Origin of the sequence: Dactylosporangium fulvum (genome assembly GCF_025137375.1) — a bacterium.
In the GTDB taxonomy this organism is placed as follows: domain Bacteria; phylum Actinomycetota; class Actinomycetes; order Mycobacteriales; family Micromonosporaceae; genus Dactylosporangium; species Dactylosporangium fulvum.
This window is the reverse complement of the sequence record NZ_CP073720.1, coordinates 3,006,804-3,025,420: the sequence shown is the minus strand read 5'-3', so window position 1 is coordinate 3,025,420 and position 18,617 is coordinate 3,006,804. Positions and strand designations below refer to the sequence as shown.

At 71.0% G+C, this 18,617-nt stretch carries 21 protein-coding genes and 1 pseudogene; 12 read left to right on the top strand and 10 right to left on the bottom strand.

Annotation, left to right across the window (positions count from 1 at the left end; all coding sequences use genetic code 11):
- Window positions 1-124: 124 nt before the first annotated feature.
- From Dfulv_RS13960 to Dfulv_RS48805, 4 genes and pseudogenes are all read right to left on the bottom strand, one after another.
- The gene (locus tag Dfulv_RS13960) at window positions 125-958 is read right to left on the bottom strand and encodes a HoxN/HupN/NixA family nickel/cobalt transporter (RefSeq protein ID WP_259863355.1); all 834 of its coding nucleotides are present in this window, start codon (window positions 956-958) and stop codon (window positions 125-127) included.
- On the bottom strand, window positions 955-1,680 hold the full coding sequence (locus tag Dfulv_RS13955) for a hypothetical protein (RefSeq protein ID WP_259863354.1): 726 nt from the start codon (window positions 1,678-1,680) through the stop codon (window positions 955-957). Before Dfulv_RS13955 ends, Dfulv_RS13960 begins: the two co-directional genes overlap by 4 nt.
- Before the next feature lie 149 nt (window positions 1,681-1,829).
- On the bottom strand, window positions 1,830-2,894 hold the full coding sequence (nicT, locus tag Dfulv_RS13950; RefSeq protein ID WP_259863353.1) for a Nickel transporter NicT: 1,065 nt from the start codon (window positions 2,892-2,894) through the stop codon (window positions 1,830-1,832).
- A gap of 92 nt (window positions 2,895-2,986) precedes the next feature.
- Window positions 2,987-3,088 (bottom strand): annotated as a pseudogene (locus Dfulv_RS48805) (alanine--tRNA ligase-related protein); the annotation flags it as partial.
- Window positions 3,089-3,157: 69 nt separating this feature from the next.
- Between Dfulv_RS48805 and def the strand changes: the two are divergent.
- From def to Dfulv_RS13930, 4 genes are all read left to right on the top strand, one after another.
- Entirely contained in the window at window positions 3,158-3,679 is a 522-nt protein-coding gene (def, locus tag Dfulv_RS13945) for a peptide deformylase (protein WP_259863352.1), read from the top strand.
- A complete protein-coding gene (tsaD, locus tag Dfulv_RS13940) occupies window positions 3,676-4,743 on the top strand; it encodes a tRNA (adenosine(37)-N6)-threonylcarbamoyltransferase complex transferase subunit TsaD (RefSeq protein WP_259867670.1) in 1,068 nt (355 codons plus the stop codon). Before def ends, tsaD begins: the two co-directional genes overlap by 4 nt.
- 145 nt (window positions 4,744-4,888) lie before the next feature.
- Window positions 4,889-5,503, top strand: a complete 615-nt coding sequence (locus Dfulv_RS13935) for a superoxide dismutase (RefSeq protein WP_259863351.1) — start codon at window positions 4,889-4,891, stop codon at window positions 5,501-5,503.
- A gap of 143 nt (window positions 5,504-5,646) precedes the next feature.
- A complete protein-coding gene (locus Dfulv_RS13930; protein ID WP_259863350.1) occupies window positions 5,647-6,084 on the top strand; it encodes a Fur family transcriptional regulator in 438 nt (145 codons plus the stop codon).
- Here Dfulv_RS13930 and Dfulv_RS13925 read toward each other — a convergent pair.
- From Dfulv_RS13925 to Dfulv_RS13915, 3 genes are all read right to left on the bottom strand, one after another.
- Window positions 6,081-6,236: a hypothetical protein gene (locus Dfulv_RS13925; protein ID WP_259863349.1), complete on the bottom strand. Its 156-nt coding sequence runs from the start codon at window positions 6,234-6,236 to the stop codon at window positions 6,081-6,083. The two genes, Dfulv_RS13930 and Dfulv_RS13925, sit on opposite strands and share 4 nt — an antisense overlap.
- A 120-nt stretch (window positions 6,237-6,356) precedes the next feature.
- Window positions 6,357-6,650, bottom strand: a complete 294-nt coding sequence (locus tag Dfulv_RS13920; RefSeq protein WP_259863348.1) for a hypothetical protein — start codon at window positions 6,648-6,650, stop codon at window positions 6,357-6,359.
- Between the two features lie 122 nt (window positions 6,651-6,772).
- Window positions 6,773-7,159, bottom strand: a complete 387-nt coding sequence (locus Dfulv_RS13915; protein WP_259863347.1) for a hypothetical protein — start codon at window positions 7,157-7,159, stop codon at window positions 6,773-6,775.
- Between the two features lie 226 nt (window positions 7,160-7,385).
- Here Dfulv_RS13915 and Dfulv_RS13910 point away from each other — a divergent pair, with 226 nt between their 5' ends.
- Window positions 7,386-7,736 (top strand): DoxX family protein, encoded by a 351-nt coding sequence (locus Dfulv_RS13910; RefSeq protein WP_259863346.1) that lies wholly within the window; start codon window positions 7,386-7,388, stop codon window positions 7,734-7,736.
- Between the two features lie 165 nt (window positions 7,737-7,901).
- A complete protein-coding gene (locus Dfulv_RS13905; protein ID WP_259863345.1) occupies window positions 7,902-8,459 on the top strand; it encodes an ATP-binding protein in 558 nt (185 codons plus the stop codon).
- 53 nt (window positions 8,460-8,512) lie between these two features.
- On the opposite strand, the gene Dfulv_RS13900 is transcribed toward Dfulv_RS13905, so the two are convergent.
- The gene (locus tag Dfulv_RS13900) at window positions 8,513-9,070 is read right to left on the bottom strand and encodes a helix-turn-helix transcriptional regulator (protein WP_259863344.1); all 558 of its coding nucleotides are present in this window, start codon (window positions 9,068-9,070) and stop codon (window positions 8,513-8,515) included.
- A gap of 47 nt (window positions 9,071-9,117) precedes the next feature.
- On the opposite strand from Dfulv_RS13900, the gene Dfulv_RS13895 reads away from it, so the two are divergent.
- The 3 genes from Dfulv_RS13895 (at window position 9,118) to Dfulv_RS13885 (ending at window position 12,340) form a co-directional block, all read left to right on the top strand.
- A complete protein-coding gene (locus Dfulv_RS13895; protein WP_259863343.1) occupies window positions 9,118-9,903 on the top strand; it encodes a class I SAM-dependent methyltransferase in 786 nt (261 codons plus the stop codon).
- A 169-nt stretch (window positions 9,904-10,072) separates the two neighbouring features.
- Window positions 10,073-11,620 carry an MFS transporter gene (locus tag Dfulv_RS13890; protein ID WP_259863342.1) on the top strand — a complete coding sequence of 516 codons (1,548 nt, stop codon included), beginning with the start codon at window positions 10,073-10,075 and terminating at the stop codon, window positions 11,618-11,620.
- Window positions 11,621-11,692: 72 nt separating this feature from the next.
- The gene (locus Dfulv_RS13885) at window positions 11,693-12,340 is read left to right on the top strand and encodes a class I SAM-dependent methyltransferase (protein ID WP_259863341.1); all 648 of its coding nucleotides are present in this window, start codon (window positions 11,693-11,695) and stop codon (window positions 12,338-12,340) included.
- Window positions 12,341-12,355: 15 nt separating this feature from the next.
- Here the strand turns inward: Dfulv_RS13885 and Dfulv_RS13880 are convergent, their stop codons facing one another.
- A complete protein-coding gene (locus tag Dfulv_RS13880) occupies window positions 12,356-13,300 on the bottom strand; it encodes a DMT family transporter (protein WP_259863339.1) in 945 nt (314 codons plus the stop codon).
- A 70-nt stretch (window positions 13,301-13,370) separates the two neighbouring features.
- Between Dfulv_RS13880 and Dfulv_RS13875 the strand changes: the two genes are divergently transcribed.
- Together Dfulv_RS13875 and Dfulv_RS13870 are read left to right on the top strand one after the other, a co-directional pair.
- Window positions 13,371-14,315 (top strand): LysR family transcriptional regulator, encoded by a 945-nt coding sequence (locus Dfulv_RS13875; protein ID WP_259863338.1) that lies wholly within the window; start codon window positions 13,371-13,373, stop codon window positions 14,313-14,315.
- A 137-nt stretch (window positions 14,316-14,452) separates the two neighbouring features.
- Window positions 14,453-16,318: a sensor histidine kinase gene (locus tag Dfulv_RS13870; RefSeq protein ID WP_259863337.1), complete on the top strand. Its 1,866-nt coding sequence runs from the start codon at window positions 14,453-14,455 to the stop codon at window positions 16,316-16,318.
- 47 nt (window positions 16,319-16,365) lie between these two features.
- Here the strand turns inward: Dfulv_RS13870 and Dfulv_RS13865 are convergent, their stop codons facing one another.
- Entirely contained in the window at window positions 16,366-17,610 is a 1,245-nt protein-coding gene (locus Dfulv_RS13865; protein WP_259863336.1) for a DUF418 domain-containing protein, read from the bottom strand.
- A 105-nt stretch (window positions 17,611-17,715) separates the two neighbouring features.
- On the opposite strand from Dfulv_RS13865, the gene Dfulv_RS13860 reads away from it, so the two are divergent.
- Complete coding sequence (locus Dfulv_RS13860; RefSeq protein WP_259863335.1) at window positions 17,716-18,459, top strand: TetR/AcrR family transcriptional regulator; 744 nt, start codon at window positions 17,716-17,718, stop codon at window positions 18,457-18,459.
- Window positions 18,460-18,617 lie beyond the last annotated feature (158 nt).

The window sequence follows — 18,617 nt, the reverse complement described above, 5'->3', positions numbered from 1 at the left end:
CTGCGCCACGTCATGATCGAAGACGGCGTTGCGTCACGGGGCCGCACGACAAAACCCGGCGAGCATCCGGCACAGCCCGCGGCTCGCGCGGCCTTTCCGGGCGCGGCTGATCGGCCGTTGGTGTTCAGCTCACTGAGACGAGGTGTACCGCGGCGACCGCGACCAGGGAGACGCCGACGAGGGTGATGCCGCCTGCGGCGAGGACCGGGGTTACCCGGGCGGCCCGGCGGAGTGCGGTGTGTGACCGGGCGCTGCGAGTGATGAGGGAGCTTCCGGCGACGGCGAGGACGCCGACGGTGAAGAGTACGACCGCCATGCCGATGCCGAACGTGAGGACGAGCAGCAGGGCGAAGCCGGCGCGGCCGAGGAACAGGCCGGTGGCGAGGATGAGGAAGGCGGCCGGGGACGGGGTGAGCCCGCCGGAGATGCCGAGCAGGAACAGACCCGGACGTTTGGCGCGCTGATGGTGATGGTCATGGTCGTGGCTGTGCCCGTGGTCGTGGCTGTGCCCGTGGTCGTGGCTGTGCCCGTGGTCGTGGCTGTGCCCGTGGTCGTGGCTGTGCCCGTGGTCATGGCCTGCGGCGCGCAGGTGTCGGCGTAGCAGCCACAGACCGGTGGCGAGGACGATCACGCCGGCGGCGATCTGGAGCCACGTGGTGAGTTGCTCCATCCGGACGACGTCGGACAGGGACAGGAACGTCCAGGCGACGCCGATCACGAGCACGGAGACGGTGTGCATCGCGGCGACGGAGCCGCCGAGCCAGGCGGCGTCGCGAATGCGTCCGCGGGAGCCGGCGAGGTACGCGGCGGCGAGGGTTTTGCCGTGTCCGGGGGTTACCGCGTGCCATGCGCCGGCCAGGAAGGCGAGCAGGAAGGCCAGCAGTGATACGCCGGGTGTGTGGATGAGGCCCTGCAGCCGGTCCGAGACGGACGTGGCGTCGGCGATGAGGTCGTTCATGCCGCCGTCCGCCGTCGGTGCAGTCGGCGGGCTACCAGAAAACCGGCGGCCACGGCGATCGCCACCGCGCCGACGACGGTGGCGATCTGTACGGCCGCGCTGCGGCCCAGACCCGCGTCATCGCCTGCGGGTGCGCCGACCGAGGTCCAGTCGTGGGTGTCCTTGTCAGCTTCGTACACCGTGCGCCGGCCGCCGGGTCCGGTGGCGAGAGTGCGGTAGGCGGGATTGAGATCGGTGAGCATGCGCACCGTAACGGTGGCCACGGCGATCGGGCCGGGGCAGGCGTAGTCGGCGATCGCGCCCTTCAGGTCGAGGGCGCGTGGGGGTTCGAGCTCGCCGGCGCACGGCCGTCCGCCGTCGGTGACCGTGATCTGCCGGAGAAGGTAGGCGGCGAACTGCTCGGACGAGGCGAGCACGGCTGGGTCGGTGTATCGGTAGTCGACGCTGCCGTCGGGCTTGACGCGGTCGGGCGGCAGCAGGCCGAGGGACACGCCGAGCAAGGTGAGGTCGTCCGGGCCGCCGACCCGCCAACGCACATGGACGACCTCGGGCCGCTGCTCGTCGAAGGCGATGGCCACGGTCTGCGGGTCGCCGAAGGGATGCGCCGCCGCCGGGGCCGCCACCGCCGTGCCGGACAAGGTCGCGAGCCCGGAGGTGACGCACACGGCCAGCGCGCGGGCGGCGATCAGCCCACGCCATCGTCGATGCCTGTGTAAGGCCAAGGAACACGCTCCTGGCGGTGCCGGTACAGCGAACGGCGCTGAGTCTGCCGAGCTTTGCGAACACGCACAGGCGATGATCGGTGATCTACGTGGAACGCCGGCGTGAACAATGCGCGGCGTGCCCAGGGGCGGTGTGAGTTGATGGTGGGTCAGGTCGCGTCGGTCTCGGCACGGGCGTGCTTTGCGGTCCAGCGGTCCTCGATGCGGCCGACCTTCCAGACCGTGATGGCGACGGCCCAGGCGAGGACAAAGAGGGCGACGATGGCGTAGCCGGCGTAGTCGAGGGAGATGCCGGCGATGGCGGCGATGGGTCCGGTGGTGATGCCGGCCTGGTCGGCGAGGACGCCGATGAGTTCGATGGTGCCGATGATCAGGGCGACGGCGACGGAGATCGACGTGATGGTGATGTTGTAGAAGACCTTACGGACGGGTTTGGCGAAGGCCCAGCCGTAGGCGGCATTCATGAAGACGCCGTCGATGGTGTCCATGAGGCACATGCCGGCGGCGAAAAGGATCGGCAGGACGAGGATGGAGTAGAAGGGCAGGTTGACCGCGGCGGCGCCGCCGGCCAGGACGAGCAGGCCGACCTCGGTGGCGGTGTCGAAGCCGAGACCGAAGAGCACGCCGATGGGGTAGATGTGCCATGGGCGGCGCACGGACTTGGTGAGGCCGCCCAGGATGCGGTACATCATGCCGCGCCTGTTGAGCTGGTCCTCAAGTTGCTGTTCGTCGTTCTGCCCGGTGCCCATCTGGCGGAAGGCGCGGATGATGCCGAGCAGGACGACAAGGTTGAGGATGCCGAGGATCCACAGGAAGAGACCGGAGACCGAGGCGCCGATGACGCCGGTGACGGAGTGCAGTTCGGAGTCGTCGTTCTCGACCTGGCCGGCGAGGGTCTTCACACCGGCGGAGAGCAGGAAGGCCAGCAGGAACACGATGGTGGAGTGGCCGAGGGAGAACCAGAATCCGACGGAGAGCGGTTTACGGTCCTCACCGGTGGCGGTGTTGTCGGCCATGAGCTTGCGGGTGGTGTTGTCGACCGCGGCGATGTGGTCGGCGTCGAAGGCATGACGCAGGCCGAAGGTGTAGGCGAGCAGGCCGACGCCGACGGTGAAGACCGGGTGGTCGCCGCCGAGCTGGAAATGTTTCGGCACGACCAGGCCGTACAGCACGCCGAACCCGACGACGTGCAGCAGGACGATGAAGGCGGTCATTCCGCCGAGGGACCGACAGTCGCGGCGGGTGAGGCTACGGCGGAACCGGGCCAGGCCCGACCCACCAGCCGTGTTCGCGCTGCTGGCCATCTGCACTTCTGCACCGAGGTAGCCCGCTGATACGGCGGAGTCCGCTGACCGAGGAAGAACGGCACGAACTGCACCATGCCGGCGTTGACGAACAGCAGATTCGGATGATCTCCGCGGTCCGCACCCGTCCACCCTACATGCAATCAGATTGCAACTACATATGATATGCAGCTATGCCGACGACCAGAGGTACCGCCCGGCCGATCACCCACTACGGGGAGCCGGTGCTGCACCACCGCTGCGCTGACGTGACCACCTTCGACCGGGCCCTGGCCGAGTTGATCGACGACATGTTCGCCTCGATGTACGCCGCCGAGGGGGTGGGCCTGGCCGCCAACCAGATCGGGGTCGACCTGCGGGTGTTCGTCTACGACTGCCCGGACACCGACGGCACCCGGCACGTCGGACACGTGGTCAACCCGGTGCTGCGGGCGGGCACGGCGCTGGCCGGGGTCACCGACGACAGCGAGGGCTGCCTGTCCGTGCCCGGCCCGCGCGCCGAGTTGCCGCGCGCCGCGCTCGCCACGGTCACCGGCGTCGACCTGCACGGCGCCCCGGTGACCGTGACCGGCACCGGCTACTTCGCCCGCTGCCTGCAGCACGAGTCCGATCACCTCGACGGCGTGGTGTACGTCGACCGGCTGCCGGCCGAACAGCGCGAGCGGCTGCTGCGCGAGGCCGGACTGCGAGGCTGAGCGCGATGCCGCTGGTCCTGGGCATCGAGACCTCATGCGACGAGACCGGCGTCGGGCTGGTCCGCGACGGGCAACTGCTCGGCGACGCCCTCGCCTCGAGCATGGACGAGCACGCCCGGTTCGGGGGCGTGGTCCCCGAAATCGCCGCCCGGGCCCACCTGCACGCCCTCCGGCCGATGGTCGAACACGCGCTGGACCGCGCCGGCGTCGCGCTCGGCGACGTGGACGCGATCGCCGTCACCGCCGGCCCCGGCCTGGCCACGGCGGTGCAGATCGGGCTCGCCGCAGGCAAGGCCTACGCCCTGGCGCTCGGTGTGCCGCTCTACGGCGTGCACCACCTGGCCGGGCACGCCGCCGTCGACGTCCTGGAGCACGGGCCGCTGCCGCAGCGGTGTGTCGCCCTGATCGTCTCGGGCGGGCACACGTCGCTGCTCCTGCTCGGCGACCTCGCCCGGGATCCGATCGCGCACCTCGGCGACACCGCCGACGATGCCGCCGGCGAGGCGTTCGACAAGGTCGCCCGACTGCTCGGCCTGCCCTATCCGGGCGGGCCCGCGATCGACCGGGCAGCCCGCACCGGCGACCCCTCGGCGGTGCGGTTCCCCCGCCCGCTGACCGGCCCCACGGACCCGCCCTACCGGTTCTCGTTCTCCGGCCTCAAGACCGCGGTGGCCCGCCACGTCGAGCGGCACCCGGGTCCATTGCCGGTCGCCGACCTCGCCGCATCGTTTCAGGAGGCGGTCGCCGACACCCTGTCCCGCAAGGCCGTCGCCGCCTGCGGCGACCACGGCGTGACCACGTTGCTGCTGGTCGGCGGGGTCGCCGCCAACAGCCGGGTGCGTGCGCTGGTCGCCAAGCGGTGTGCGGCCGCCGGGATCACCCTGCGGGTGCCCAGTCCCAGGCTGTGCACCGACAACGGTGCCATGATCGCCGCCGTCGGCGATCTGCTGGTCCACGCCGGCGCCACCCCGAGCCGCCTGGACCTCGCCGCCGATCCGGCCGCGGTGTTGCGGGGCGCGCTCCTGCACGGCCCCGGAGACTCCAACACCGCTGTGCTCCGGTAACCCGCGGACAGTGCGCCCTCCGGGCCATCGCCGCCGGCACCCGGTCGTGAGCGGTGTTCATCACCCTCCGCTCCCTCTGCCGTAGGCTTCTATTGCAAGATAATGGCAGAAACAAGCCAGTGGCAGAACACCGAGAGGACCGCGAATGGCTGTCTACACGCTGCCCGACATGCCCTACGACTACGGCGCGCTCGAGCCGGCGATGTCCGGGCAGATCCTGGAGCTGCACCACAGCAAGCACCACGCCGCCTACGTCAAGGGCAGCAACGACGCCCTCGACCAGCTCGCCGAGCTGCGCGAGAAGGGTGACTTCGGCGCGCTGGTCGGACTGGAGAAGACCCTGGCGTTCAACCTGTCCGGGCACGTGCTGCACTCGATTTTCTGGAACAACCTCTCCCCCGACGGCGGCGACCGGCCCGACGGCGAGCTCGCCGCCGCGATCGACGAGCACTTCGGCTCGTTCGAGGCGTTCGCCGCCCAGCTGTCCACCGCCACCAAGTCGGTGCAGGGCTCCGGCTGGGGCGTGCTCGCCTGGGAGCCGCTCGGGCGCCGGCTGCTCGTGGAGCAGGTCTACGACCACCACGGCAACGTCGGGCAGGGCACCACCCCGCTGCTCGTCTTCGACGCCTGGGAGCACGCGTACTACCTGCAGTACAAGAACGTCCGCCCCGACTACGTCGACCGGCTCTGGGGCCTGGTCAACTGGGCCGACGTCCGGTCCCGTTTCGCCGCGGCGACCGCAGGCCCGACGCCGGCGTGACCGCCGTGCGGGCGCAGACCGGGCAGACCATGGACGAACTCGTCCGCGAACTCAACCTGCTCGTCGAACACGCACTCGCCACCTCATCCGAACGCCCGTCCGCGCCGTGAACAGCAGGCCAGGCGTGGGTACCGTGGAACGCGATGACCACCACCGCCGACCGCGCCACCCACGCCTGGCAACGGCTCACCGCAGCCGGCGCCCGCCGGACGCTTGCCCGCGGCATGGTGATCGACCTGCTGGCCGCCACGCCCGGGCACCTGTCCATCGGTGAGATCCACCGCACCATCGCCGCGTCCCGGCCCGAGGTGAACGTCTCCACCGTCCACCGCACCATCGCGTTCCTCGTCGAGCTCGGCGTCGTCCACGCCCTGCAATGGCCCGGCGAAGCGCTCTACGGGCTCAACGAACACCCGCACATCCACGCGGTGTGCGAGGACTGCGGCAGCCACACCGAGATCCGCGCCGACACGCTCGCCGCCGCAGTCGCCGAAGCCCGCCGCGGCAGCGATCTCGACCTCGGCCCGGACGGGCTGGCCCTGTTCGGCCGCTGCGCCGACTGCGCAGCGCGGCACCACTAGCCGACCGGCCGCCTCGCCGGCACCGACAACGCGCCGGCCGATGCGGGAACGTAGCGCTCCAGCGCATGCCACAGCACCGGCAGGCCGGCGAGTGCCGCGGCGACGACCTCGTCATGGGTGCGCAGCCACGCGAGATGCCGGGCGGCGTGCACAGCGATCGTGTCGGGGCAGATCTGCGGCGGGCTCGGCGCGGCCGGATCACCCGAATGGGCGATCCGATGCTCCCGCAGCGGCCGCGACCACAGGTCCGGGACGGCGTCGAGAACAGCGGCTTAGGTCAGGATCACCTGCCCCTCGGCATGCCGCCACGACGTCGAGTGCAGAATCGAGAGAGGCGGCGGCGCCCAGCCAGGTTGAGGACCATCGCACTGGGCGCCGCCAGGCCCGGCCGGACCCAGGGCCGGCAGGGCGCTCGCGGGTGAGGCCGCCAGCTCGGCGGCGAGATCATCCGGATGACGACCGGGCGGCACGTCCCGGCTCACCGTGCGGACGTGCAGCGCAGCGTCGCGAGCGCTGAAGATCAGCAGCTCGACGCGGAGCGGCGCCACCGAACGATCCGAACCCACTTTGCAACCATGCCGCTTTTGCCAAGAGTTTGCAACAAGCGAAATCGCGGATGTGACCCTGCGGAGCACCTGCGACCGGAAATGGGCAGATTCCTACCGGTACACGCGCCGCTCGTGACAGGTCAGCGGGCGGAGCCGGCGGAGGCCGCGATGACCGACAGGGCCAGGGTGTCGCCGATCGGGGCACGGCCCGGACCGCCGGCGCGGACCCAGGCGGCGATGTCGTCGGTGACCGCATCGCCGAGCACAAGGCCGAACCAGACCGGCCGGGCGCCCGCCTGTCGCGCCTCAGGCGTGGGGTGTACGACCACGACGTTGGACTGGTCGCAGGTGTCGAGGCAGTCGCTGACCCGGATCCGGTGCGGGGCGGGCAGCGCCCGCCGGAGCCGGTCGATCTGCGCGTCATGGTCGACGCCCGGGTGCTTGCGCGTGCTGCCGCAGCAACAGTCGCGGCACACGGTGACCGTGCATCCGGTGACCGGGACGGGCGTGTTGTCGGTGCCGGTCATGCGGTGAGCCTTTCGGTGCCGGGGACGAGCGGGTCGGTGAACGTGACCGGAGCGTCGAACGCGGTGACTGCGACGCGGCGGCCCGCACAGGATGGAACGCGGCCGCGGCAACAGCGAACGCCGGTCCACTTGCCGGCCGATGTTTGTGCTTCAGGTCACAGCACAGCACGTCACGTCCCGCAGGGCCGGCTCGTCCTTGAAGCCGACGAACCACAAGGGAGGGCTCATGTTCGCCGCTTACGTCACGGTCACCGTTGTCGCCTCGGTCTTCAACGGCATCGCCGCCGTCACCTACCTGATCGGCCACGACTATCCGAAGGCCCAGGCGGACATGAAGCGCGTGCCACGGTCGTGGGTGCCGGTGCTGGGCATGTTGCTGGCGGCCGGCTCCCTGGGGCTGCTCGCCGGGTTCGCCGTACCGTTGCTGGGGACACTCGCCGCCGCCGGTCTCGTGCTGTACTTCCTCGGCGCGCTCGTCGCGCACCTGCGAGTGGGTTCACGCAAGCTCGTGGGATGGGCGGTGTTCTTCTCCACTGCGGTGGCCGCACTGGCCGTGAACCTGGGCTACCACTGGTGAAGATGACGTCCGAACCGCCGTCCCGGTGTGGTGCGGGGTCGGGCCGGCCCGGCGCCGACGCCCACAATCACCCGATGTTCTGCCGGGTGTCGAGCCACAGGCCGGTCAACCGCGTCCGGAAGCCATAGGATCGCCCGGAATCCTCCAGAGGAGCGGGAGCGGCGGATGAGGGTCGGGATCTCCGGGACGCATGGAACCGGGAAGACGACGCTGGTCGAGGCGCTGTGTGCGCACCTACCGGGCCACGTGGCGGCGGACGAACCGTACTACCTGCTCGAAGAGGAGGGATACGAGTTCCGGTTCCCGCCGTCGCTGGAGGATTACCGGGCACTGCTGGCATGCTCGGTGCGGAGCCTGGGCTCGCCGCCGTTACTGTCGGGGGTCGTCTTCGACCGGACGCCGCTGGACTATCTCGCATACATGGCCGCGACTGGTGCGGACCCCTCCGACGAGGCCGATGGCGCAACGCTCCGCCCGGCCTTCGCGAGCCTCGATCTGCTGGTCATCACGCTGATCACGCCCGAGACGGAGCAGATTCTGCCGGCCGCGGAGATGCCCGGGCTTCGTTCGCGAATGCATGACGCGCTGCTGGAGCTGGTCTACGGCGACCCGCTGAATGCCTGGGAAGACACACCGGTGCTGGAGCTGAGCGGGCCGCTTGACGGCCGGCTGGACGCGGTCCTCGCCGCTCTGGACCACGGGTCATCACCGATCACCCCATAGTCTGCGGTAACCGGCTCGCCCGGACCCGCGCCCACGCCGGGCGGCGCACCGACTCAGTGCTCCGGGCCCAGGTGACTGCGTTCGCCCTCGTGGTCGAGGATGCAGAGGATCTCGGCCGGTCCGCCGTGCGCGCCGAACGCATGCGGGACCATGGTGGAGAACTCGGCCGCCTCGTTCGCGCCGACCAGGATCATGCGCTCGCCGAGGCGCAGCTCGATCGTGCCGGAGAGCACGGTGAACCAGTCGCGCCCCGGATGCACCCGCAGGTCTTCCGGCACCTCGCGGGTGACCCGCATCTTGGTGACGGTCTGGTTGCTGTCGCGGGACAGCAGCCAGGTGGTGGTGCCGCGTTCCTCGTTGCAGTGCGGGCGGATCACCACGTCGTCGTCGGCGTCGGACTCGACCAGCTGGTCGAGCGTGGTGCCCAGCACCCGGGCGATCGTGACCATCTGGTCCAGGGCGATGCGCCGGTGGCCGGTCTCGATCCGGCTGAGCGTGGAGGGGCTGATCAGGCAACGGCCGGCCAGCTCGTCCAGCGACCAGCCGCGGGCCACCCGCAGGCCGCGGATCCGCTGCCGGACCAGGGCCTCCAGATCCTTGTCTTGCTTCATACGCAAGATACTATGCCATACGGGCAATGCATGCCTACCGTTGGCGCATGGCACACGACCACATGATCGAGATGCTCGACCTGGACGCACAGGTCCTGCACGAATACTTCCGCGACCTGATCGGCTGGGTCGGCCGCGAGGCCGCCGACCGGCCCCGCGTCGTCGACCTCGGGGCCGGCAGCGGCACCGGCTCCCTTGCGCTCGCCCGGGAACTGCCCGGCTCCGCGGTCACCGCGGTTGACGTGTCCCCGGAGATGCTGGCCCACCTGCGCAGCCGGGCCGACGCCGCCGGGCTGGGCGACCGGATCCGCACCGTCGAGGCCGACCTCGACCAGCCCTGGCCCGACCTCGGGCCGACCGACGTGATCTGGGCCGCCTCCTCGATGCACCACATGGCCGACCCCGCGAAAGCGCTCGCCTCGGCGTTCGGCGCACTGCGGCCGGACGGGCTCCTGGTGATCGCGGAGCTGGAATCGTTCCCCCGATTCCTCGCCGGCACCCCGGACGAGGACGTGGAGCTGCGCGGTCACGCCGAGTCGGCGAAGCGCCGGCACGAGGCGGGCCTACACATGCACGAGAACTGGGGCGACCGGATGAACCACGCCGGGTTCACGTCGGTGACCGAGCGGCACTTCGACATCAACCTGCGGCCGCCGCTGCCCGCGGCCGCCGCGCGGTACGCCGAGATCTCCCTTGGTCGGATGCGCCACGGGCTGGAGGGGCGGCTGCCCGTCGCCGATCTCGCCGCCCTGGAGAAGATCGTCGCGGGCCTGGCCGGCCGCGACGACCTCAGCGTCCGCACCAAACGGACGGTCTGGCTGGCCCGCCGCTGACCGCTTGATCCTCGCCGGCTGCCGCTTCGTTCCGTTCCACGTCCCACTCGGCAGCCTGCCGGCGTCGTCTTGCCTATTTGGCAAGACGCTATGCAATTAGCGCAAGAACCGGGAGTCTCAGAGAATGAATTCCTCCGATTGGCCTTCGCAAGCGCACGCTGCGGACCCCGTGATCCACGACCCGCGCCGGCGTCGCGCGATCCTGATCGCGGTCTGCGTCGCCCTCATGGCCGTCATCGCCTCGGTCTCCGGGCTCAACGTCGCCCAGCAGGAGATCGCCGTCGCCTTTGACGCCTCGCAGAGCACCGTGCTGTGGATCATCAACACCTACACCGTCAGCCTGGCCGCGCTGCTCCTGCCGCTCGGCGCGCTCGGCGACCGGTGGGGCCGCCGGCCGGTGCTGCTCGCGGGCCTGATCGTCTTCGGAGCGGCGAGTGCGGTGGCCGGCCTGGCCGGGTCGTCCGCGGTCATGATCGCGGCGCGTCTGCTCGCCGGTGTGGGTGCCGCGATGATCATGCCGGCCACCTTGGCCGTCATCACCTCGACGTTCCCGAACGAGGAGCGTTCCCGGGCGATCGGCGTGTGGACCGGCGTCGCCGGCGGTGGCGGCATCCTGGGGATGTACCTGTCCGCGATCCTGGTCGACCTGGCGAACTGGCGGTGGCTGTTCGCCCTGCCGGTCGCGCTCGTCGTCGTGGCCGTCGTCATGACGCTGCGATCGGTCCCGAACTCGCGTGAGCATTCCGCGCATGGGTTCGACACGATCGGTTCACTGGCGTCCGTGGTCGCGGTGGTCGGGCTCATCTTCGTCCTGCACGAGGGTCCGGTCCAGGGCTGGACCTCGCCCGTGACGCTGCTGAGCCTGCTCGTCGGCGTCCTCGGCGCCGCCGGCTTCGCGGCCTGGGAACTGCGCCGTCCTGCCCCGCTGCTCGACGTCCGTCTCTTCCGTGAGCGAGGACTTGCCAGCGGCTCCGTGGCACTGCTGGCGGTCTTCGGCGTGCAGGCGGGAATCTTCGTGGTCCTCTTCCCGTACTTCCAGGCGGTGCTCGGCTGGTCCGGACTGCGCTCCACCCTGGCGCTCATGCCGATGGCGCTGATGATGATGCTCGCCTCCGGCCTCGCCCCGCGACTGGCCGCGCGGATCGGCAGCCGCTCGGCGATGGCGTCGGGAATCTTCCTCGGTGGCGTGGGCCTGGCCCTCATGGCCACCTTCGTCTCCGTCGACGGTGGTTACCGCTCGATCCTGCCCGGCATGCTCGCCATGGGCCTCGGCATGGGCCTGACGCAGACCCCTTCCACCGAGGCCATCACCTCCGCGCTGCCGCGTGCGCGTCAAGGCGTCGCGTCCGCCCTCAACGACGTGACCAGGGAGTTCGGTACCGCCCTCGGCGTCGCACTGCTCGGAGCGGTCCTGTCCGCCGGATACCGCAGCGCCATCGACTCCCGGCTCGCCGGCGTTCCCGACGACGCCGCGGACACCGCCCGCGAAGGCGTCGCCAACGCCCTCGCCGCCGTCGACGGAGCCGGCCCTCAGGCGCAGGCACTGATCCGAGCCGCCCAGGAGTCCTTCGTCGACGGCTGGCAACAGGCCATGTGGGCAGGAGTTGCCGTCATGACGATCCTGTTCGTCTACGTTCTCGCGCGAGGTCCCCAGCGCACCCCGTCCGGCACCCCCGCAACCGAAGCGGAACCGGCGAACGACGCTGTCGCCCGATAACGCCTCGGCGGCGGATGTCGAGCGGTGACGGGCCGGCTGTGGTCGTGGCCGCCACCGCGTGATGATAGGCATGTGACGGACGAGATTCTGGCCGACCAGGTCGGTTACTACCGGCGCCGTGCGGGCGAGTACGACGCGACGGCGTATGGGGATGTTGCGGCGGCTCGGGAGCGCATCGCGCGGCTGGTCGCGCGGATGCGTCCGAGCGGACGGGTGTTGGAGATCGCCTGCGGAACCGGCCTGTGGACAGAGGCGCTCGTGGGTGTGGCCGACACGGTCGTGGCGATCGACGCGGCGCCCGAGGCGGTGGCCATCGCTCGTGATCGGGTGCGGTCGGGGAGCGTAACGTTCGAGGTTGCCGACGTGTTTTCGTGGACGACGGACGACCGGTTCGACGTGATCTTCTTCTCGGCCTGGCTCTCTCATGTGCCGATGAGCCGGTTCGACCAGTTCTGGCAGCTGCTGCGGCGTCTCCTGGCCGAGGACGGACGGGTCTTGTTCATCGACGAGCCCGTTAACGTCCGCGCGAAGGAAGCCTATGTCCCGGATGCCGACGAGATCGTCGAACGGCGGCTGCAGGACGGCCGGAAGTTCCGGATCGTGAAGAACTTCGTGGACCCGCAGGCGTTGCGGGACCGGCTGCGGGACATGGGATGGGACTGTCAGATCCACCGGGACGGCAGCGACTGGATTCAGGGCGAGGCGCGTCCGCGCTCGTGACAGTCGTCGTGAACGTCACGGCTGCGCGGGAGCGGGCGCCGGCGACGGTACCGGGTCCTGGTCGTCGTCAACCGTGGACGGAGTGTCCCTCTTCGCGGCGGTCAGCATCGCGCCGCCGATCACCAGGACCGCGCCCACGAGTGTCGCGGGCCCGACCGGCTCGCCGAGCAGCACCGCGCCGAACAGCGTCGACCACAACGGGACGACGTACGTGACCGACGCCGCCACGGTCGGGCCGGCGGCCTGGATGATGCGCAGGTTCATGATGTACGCGACGCCGGTGCCGGCCGCTCCCAGCACGAGGAGCCCGAGGGCCGCCTGCGGGCCGGGCCAGCTGGGCGCGCCGTCGACGAGCGGGGCGACCAGCGCCAGTTGCAGCGTCGCGGTGCCGATCTGCATCACCGACAGCGTCGCCGCCGTCTCCGCCCGGCCGGAGACGAACCGGCGCGTGTACGCGAACCCGGCGCCGTAGCAGAGGGTGCCGCCGAGGCAGGCGAGCGCACCGGGCAGCGGTGCCCCGGCAAGCCCGTCCCAGACGCCGAGCACGACGAGCACACCGACGAACGCCGTCACCAGGCCGACCAGGCGGCGAGCGGTCGGCCGTTCCGCGGGCACCAGGGCCAGCGCGAAGACGAACGTGGTCAGCGGGGTCGTGGCGTTGAACACGCCGGCGAGCACGGTGGTGACCTGCGCCTGCCCGTACGCGAACAGGGCGAATGGCACAGCGTTGAGCAGTGCGGCGACGACGAAGACATGGCCCCATGCGACCGGATCCCGGGACAGGGGCGCCCGCAGGACCAGGCAGCACACCGCCAGGGCCACGGCGCCGAACGCACAGCGCCAGAACGCGAGCCACACCGGCTCGACGCCGGCGGTGACCGCAACCTTGATGAACAGGAAGCTGGCCCCCCAGATCAGGGACAGCAGCAGAAACAGGGGCACCCAGCGGACGTTGCGCATGGACGGATCATGGGTCGGCACCACATCATGAGTCCAACAAGTGGCGTGATCGATGGCATGAGGGTTGCTCATGAACCTGGCACAGCTCCGCGCCTTCGTCGCGGTCCTCGACGACGGCAGCTTCAGCGGCGCCGCGGCGACGCTCGGGATCAGCCAGTCGGCGGTGTCCCACACGATCGCCACGCTCGAGCGGGCCCTCGGCCACCCGGTGCTGACCCGGCAGGGCGGGGTTCGCGCGACCGCCTTCGGCGCGGAGATCGCCGGGCACGCCCGCGCCGCCGTGCGGGCTGCCGCGGCGATCGGGATGCTGGCCGCCCAGCGTGACGGCCGGCCGACCGGCTCGATCAAGCTCGCCGCGCCTCCGACGGTCTGCCAGGGCCTCATGCCGGGGCTGCTCGCACACTGGCGGGACGACCTGCCGGGTGTCGACGTGACGCTGTTCGAGGGCGAGGACGACGAGGTCGCCGACTGGCTCGCCAACCACACCGTCGACCTGGCCGTCGTCGTGGACCCGCCGCCCGGGCCGGGACACGTCCTCGCGGAGGACGCGTTCCACGCGGTCCTGCGCCGCGACCACCCCCTCGCCGGTGAGCCCGCCGTCGGCGTCGCCGACCTGCAGGACGACGCGTTCCTGCTGTCACGCGGCGGCTGTGAGCGGCACGTCCGCGAGGCGCACCGGCGCGGCGGCGTCCCGTTCGCACCGACGCACCGGGTGCGGGAACTGGGCACCCTGTTCGCGATGGTCCGGGCCGGGATCGGTGTGTCGATCGTGCCCGGCCTCGCCGCCGCGATGCTCGACCCGCGCCTGGTGCTGGTGCCACTGCGGCCGATCCTGGCCCGGCGGCTGGTGCTGCGTGGCCCGCTCGACCGGCCGTGGCATCCGGCGGTGACCGCCCTGGTGGAGCACGCCGCGGCGGGAGCGGGGCAGGTCCCGATCGGGTCTCGTGCGGAGGGCCACGCAGCACCTGCGCCAACCGGCACGATGCGGGGTCGCCGCAGGATGTCGAAAGGCTGACGCAACCTCACACACAGCTCGCCCGGGTACCATGACGTGAGGTCGCGTCAGGACGCCTTACGGTCGGCGCCGGTTCGCTTCCGCGTGAAGAGCCCGCGGGTGCCGGTGCCGACGCAAGGCGTGGAGGGCGGTCGCTGATGCCGGCTCGCCTCACAGCGTTGCTGCTGTCACACAAGCGGCCGCCACTCGCGCTCGGACTGATCGTCGCAGCGGTGCTCATCGCGGCGGAGACCGCCGTGCTGTTCCCGCTCAGGGCAGGCTCCGAAGTGGGTGCCAGAAGCGTCGTCTACCTGTGCGGCGTCCTGGTGGTCTCCAGCGTGTGGGGCGTCTGGCTGGGCGTGGTCACGTCGGTGGCCAGCACCGCCGCCTTCAACTACTTCCACGTCGCCCCCTTCGAGGCGTTCAGCTTCAACCCGCGCCAGGACCTGCAGACCGCAGCGATGTTCATCGGAGCGGGGCTGTTCACCAGCTTCGTCACGAACCTGGCCCGGTCCCGCGCCGCCGAGGCGTCCGAGCGGCGCCGGGAGGCAGACCTCGCCGCCGACATGGCGCACCGCATGTTGCGCGCCGACGACGTGCGTTCGACGCTCGGTCCGGTGTCACAGCTGCTCGCGGAGGCGTTCGAGCTGCGGTCCGCGGCCGTCGAGCTCGATGCGGTTGCCGGGGACGAGCGGTGGGTCGCGTTCCCGCTGCGGGACAGCGCGACGCAGGTGGGCACCCTGCTGGTCCCCGCGAACGCCCCCGAACGGACCCTGGAGCGCTTGCGGCACCGGGTGGTGCCGTCGCTGGTGTCGCTGCTGTGCGCGGCACGGGAACGTGAGGAGATCACCGACTCGCTGAAGGCGAGCCGCGAAGAGGCCACCAGGCTCATGGAGGCGTCCACGCTCCTGATGGAGGAGCAGGCCGCGCTGCGGCGGGTGGCGATCCTGGTCGCACGCGGATCCTCACCGCCGGCGGTGTTCAGCACGGTGACCTCGGAACTGTGCCAGCTCCTCGGCCCTTACAGCACGGGCCTCGTCCGCTACGAGCCGGACGGCACGGGCACCCTCCTCGCAGGTCGTCATGAGCCCGGCATGGCCGAGATGCCGGCCGGGACGTGCGTCCGGCTGGAGGGGAACTGCCTTTCCGGGATGATCAAGCGCACCGGTCGCCCGGCCCGGACGACCTACGACAACGCCGAGGGTCCGACCGCCGCGATCCTGCGCGGGTTGGGCATTCGTTCGGGGTTCGGCGTGCCGGTCGTCGTCGAGGGCCGCCTGTGGGGTGCTGCCGTCGTCTCGAGCACGCGGTCCACATCGATACCGGCTGAGGTGGAAGCGCGACTCGCCGACTTCACCGAGTTGGTCGCGACCGCGGTCGCCAACGCCGACAGCCGTGCGCAGCTCACCGCCTCCCGCGCCCGCATCGTCGCCGCCACCGACGAGGCCCGTCGGCGGCTCGAGCGCGACCTGCACGACGGCGCGCAGCAACAGCTCGTGTCGCTCGGTCTCCAACTGGGCACGGTCGAGGCCGCGATACCGCCCGGGCTCGACACGGTGCGGGAGGAACTGGCAGCGGTCGCCACCGGCCTGACCTGCGTCCTCGAGGATCTCCGGGAGATCTCGCGGGGCATCCATCCGGCGATGCTGGCCAGGGGCGGACTGGGCCCGGCGCTGCGGACGCTCGCCCGCCGCAGCACGGTTCCGGTCGACCTCGTCGTGGACATCGACCGGCGGTTGCCCGAGCGGGTCGAGGTGACGGCGTACTACGTCGTGTCCGAAGCACTCACCAACGCCGCCAAGCACGCCCGGGCCACCGTGGTCCACGTTGATGCCGAGGCGGAGGATGCGGTCCTCCGGCTCTCGATCAAGGACGACGGTGTCGGCGGAGCCGGCACCGGCCGAGGGTCCGGACTGATCGGTCTCCAGGACCGCGTCGAGACCCTCGGCGGCCGCATGGACATCGTGAGCCCGACCGGCAACGGCACGGCACTCCTGGTCACGATCCCGATCGACGGCACCTGACCGGTGGCCTGCCTCAGGAGATCCGCACGGCCGCGGCGACGGGTGCCTCAACGCGGTTCGTGTTCGCGGACCGCGGCGTCGTCCGGGGCGGCGACCGTGTGCCGTGCCGGCCGGCGCTCCGGAGCGGAAGCGACGAAGGCCGGGCGCCGGGCGTTGGTGAGCCAGCGCAGTGCCCACTCGACCGGGCCGTAGCGGAACCGGGCCAGCCACAGCGCGCTCACCGCCAACTGGCCGGCGAACACCACCAGGACGAAGGCGAAGAGTGCGAGTGGGGAGAAGGTGCCGGCCAGGCCGACGCCTATGCCGCTGAAGGCGATCAGTCCGGCGACCGACTGTCCCAGGTAGTTGGAGAGGGCCATCCGGCCGGCCGGGGCGAGGGCGCCGCGCACGGCCACCGTGCGCGGGTGGTGCATCAGCCGCAGCAGGATCGCCACATACGCGGCGGCCAGCAACGGTGCGGTCGCGACACTGGCCGCGACGGCGAGGGTGTTGCCGTTGCCGCCGCCGGCGGCGTAGGCCAGCCCGCCGAGCAGCCCGACGGTGAGCCCGGCCCACTGGATCCGGCGCAGCACGGGTTCACCGCCGGTCACCCGGGCCAGCCACTGCCGCCTGCCGGCGACCATGCCGAGCAGGAAGAGGGCCAGTGCGGTCGGACCTTGCAGGGTCACCGCCTGGAGGACGAGCAGCGGCAGCCCGGCGAGGTGCTCGCTGATGTTCGGACCCCAGCCGCCGAGCAGCGCCCGGGTGGCCTGCTCAGCGTTGGCCAGCGCCCGGTCCTCGGTCGGCAGGAACGCCGAACGGTCGACGAACAGGGCACTGGAGAGCAGGCTGAGCAGCACGAGGGCGTAGAGACCGACTGCGATCAGGATCGCCGTGCGGTCCTTGACGTTGCGCAACAGGAGCAGGGCGAGACACGCCACCGCGTACGTGGTGAGGACGTCACCGCCGTACAGGAAGACGGTGTGCAGGGCGCCGATGACAAAGAGGCCGGCGATCCGGCGGAGCATCCTGGCCGAGAAGGCCGCACCCGCCCTGCTCGCCGACGTCATCTGCAGCGTGAAGCTGTATCCGAAGAGGAACGAGAAGAGCACGTAGAACTTCATGTCGATGAAGACGGACGACAACGCGCGGACCGCGTTGTCCAGCCCCGAGCGGAAGTCGGGGTCGGTCACCAGGTTCCCCGGATAGCCGGAGGCCATGAACGTGACGTTGACGGCGAAGATCCCGAGGAGCGCGAAGCCCCGGACCGCGTCGACATCAAGAACACGTTGACTGGAACTCTGCGTACTCACATCAAGCCTCCCCGTGATCTGCGTATGAAGTACAGTGTATGAGGTACAGAGTACAAGGATCTACAGTGAACACAAGACCGGTCGCCGGGAAGGAGCCAGGGCATCGTGGCGGAGCGGGCACTTCCTCCTGTCGTGGCGCGGATGTGGGGCCGCGAGACCGCATCCCGGCACGGGCCCCGGCCGAGCCTCGACGTGGCCGGGATCGTCGCCGCCGCGATCGCGATCGCCGACCGCGACGGGCTGGAGGGGGTCAAGATGAGCAGCGTCGCCGCCGAGGTCGGCGTGGCGACGATGTCCCTCTACCGCTACGTCGGCAGCAAGGACGAGCTTCTGGTCGCGATGGCCGACGCCGCCGCGCCCGAGCCGCCCGCCCTCGACGGGCGACCGTGGCGGGCCTACCTGGCCACCTGGACCAGGGCCAACCGGGACTTCCTGCTCGACCGGCCCTGGCTGCTGGCGCTCACCTCCCGCACTCCGCCCGCCGGGCCCCGGGCGCTGCGCTGGCTCGACCGCGCGCTCGCCGCGCTCGCCGGCACCGGGCTCGGCCACGGCGAACGGATCAACATCGCCACCAGCCTCACCAGCTATGCCGCCAGCCAGGCGACGCTGGTCCACGGCATGACGAGCGCCGCCGAGGCGGCCGCCGGCGACGGTTCGATCGCCGGGCTGGCCGACTACGGCGACATCCTCGGTCAGGTACTCGACCCGGCGGAATATCCGGAGCTGACCGCCGCCGTGCGGGCCGGCGGCTTCGGCGCGGCCGAGGAGTGGACCGACGACGCCGACTTCAACTTCGGGCTCGACCTGCTCCTCGACGGTGTCGAGGCGCTCATCGCCCGCCGGACCTGACCGGGTCGGCCGCCACGCTCGCGAACGCCGGCACCCGCGCCGGCGCGCCGCGCACGGGTCCGCGCGTCGCCGGACCCTACGCGACACGCACTCCCGCGACACGCCGAACGACCACGAGCGGCGCTCCGAAATGATCTCATCATCGATGATTCATGATC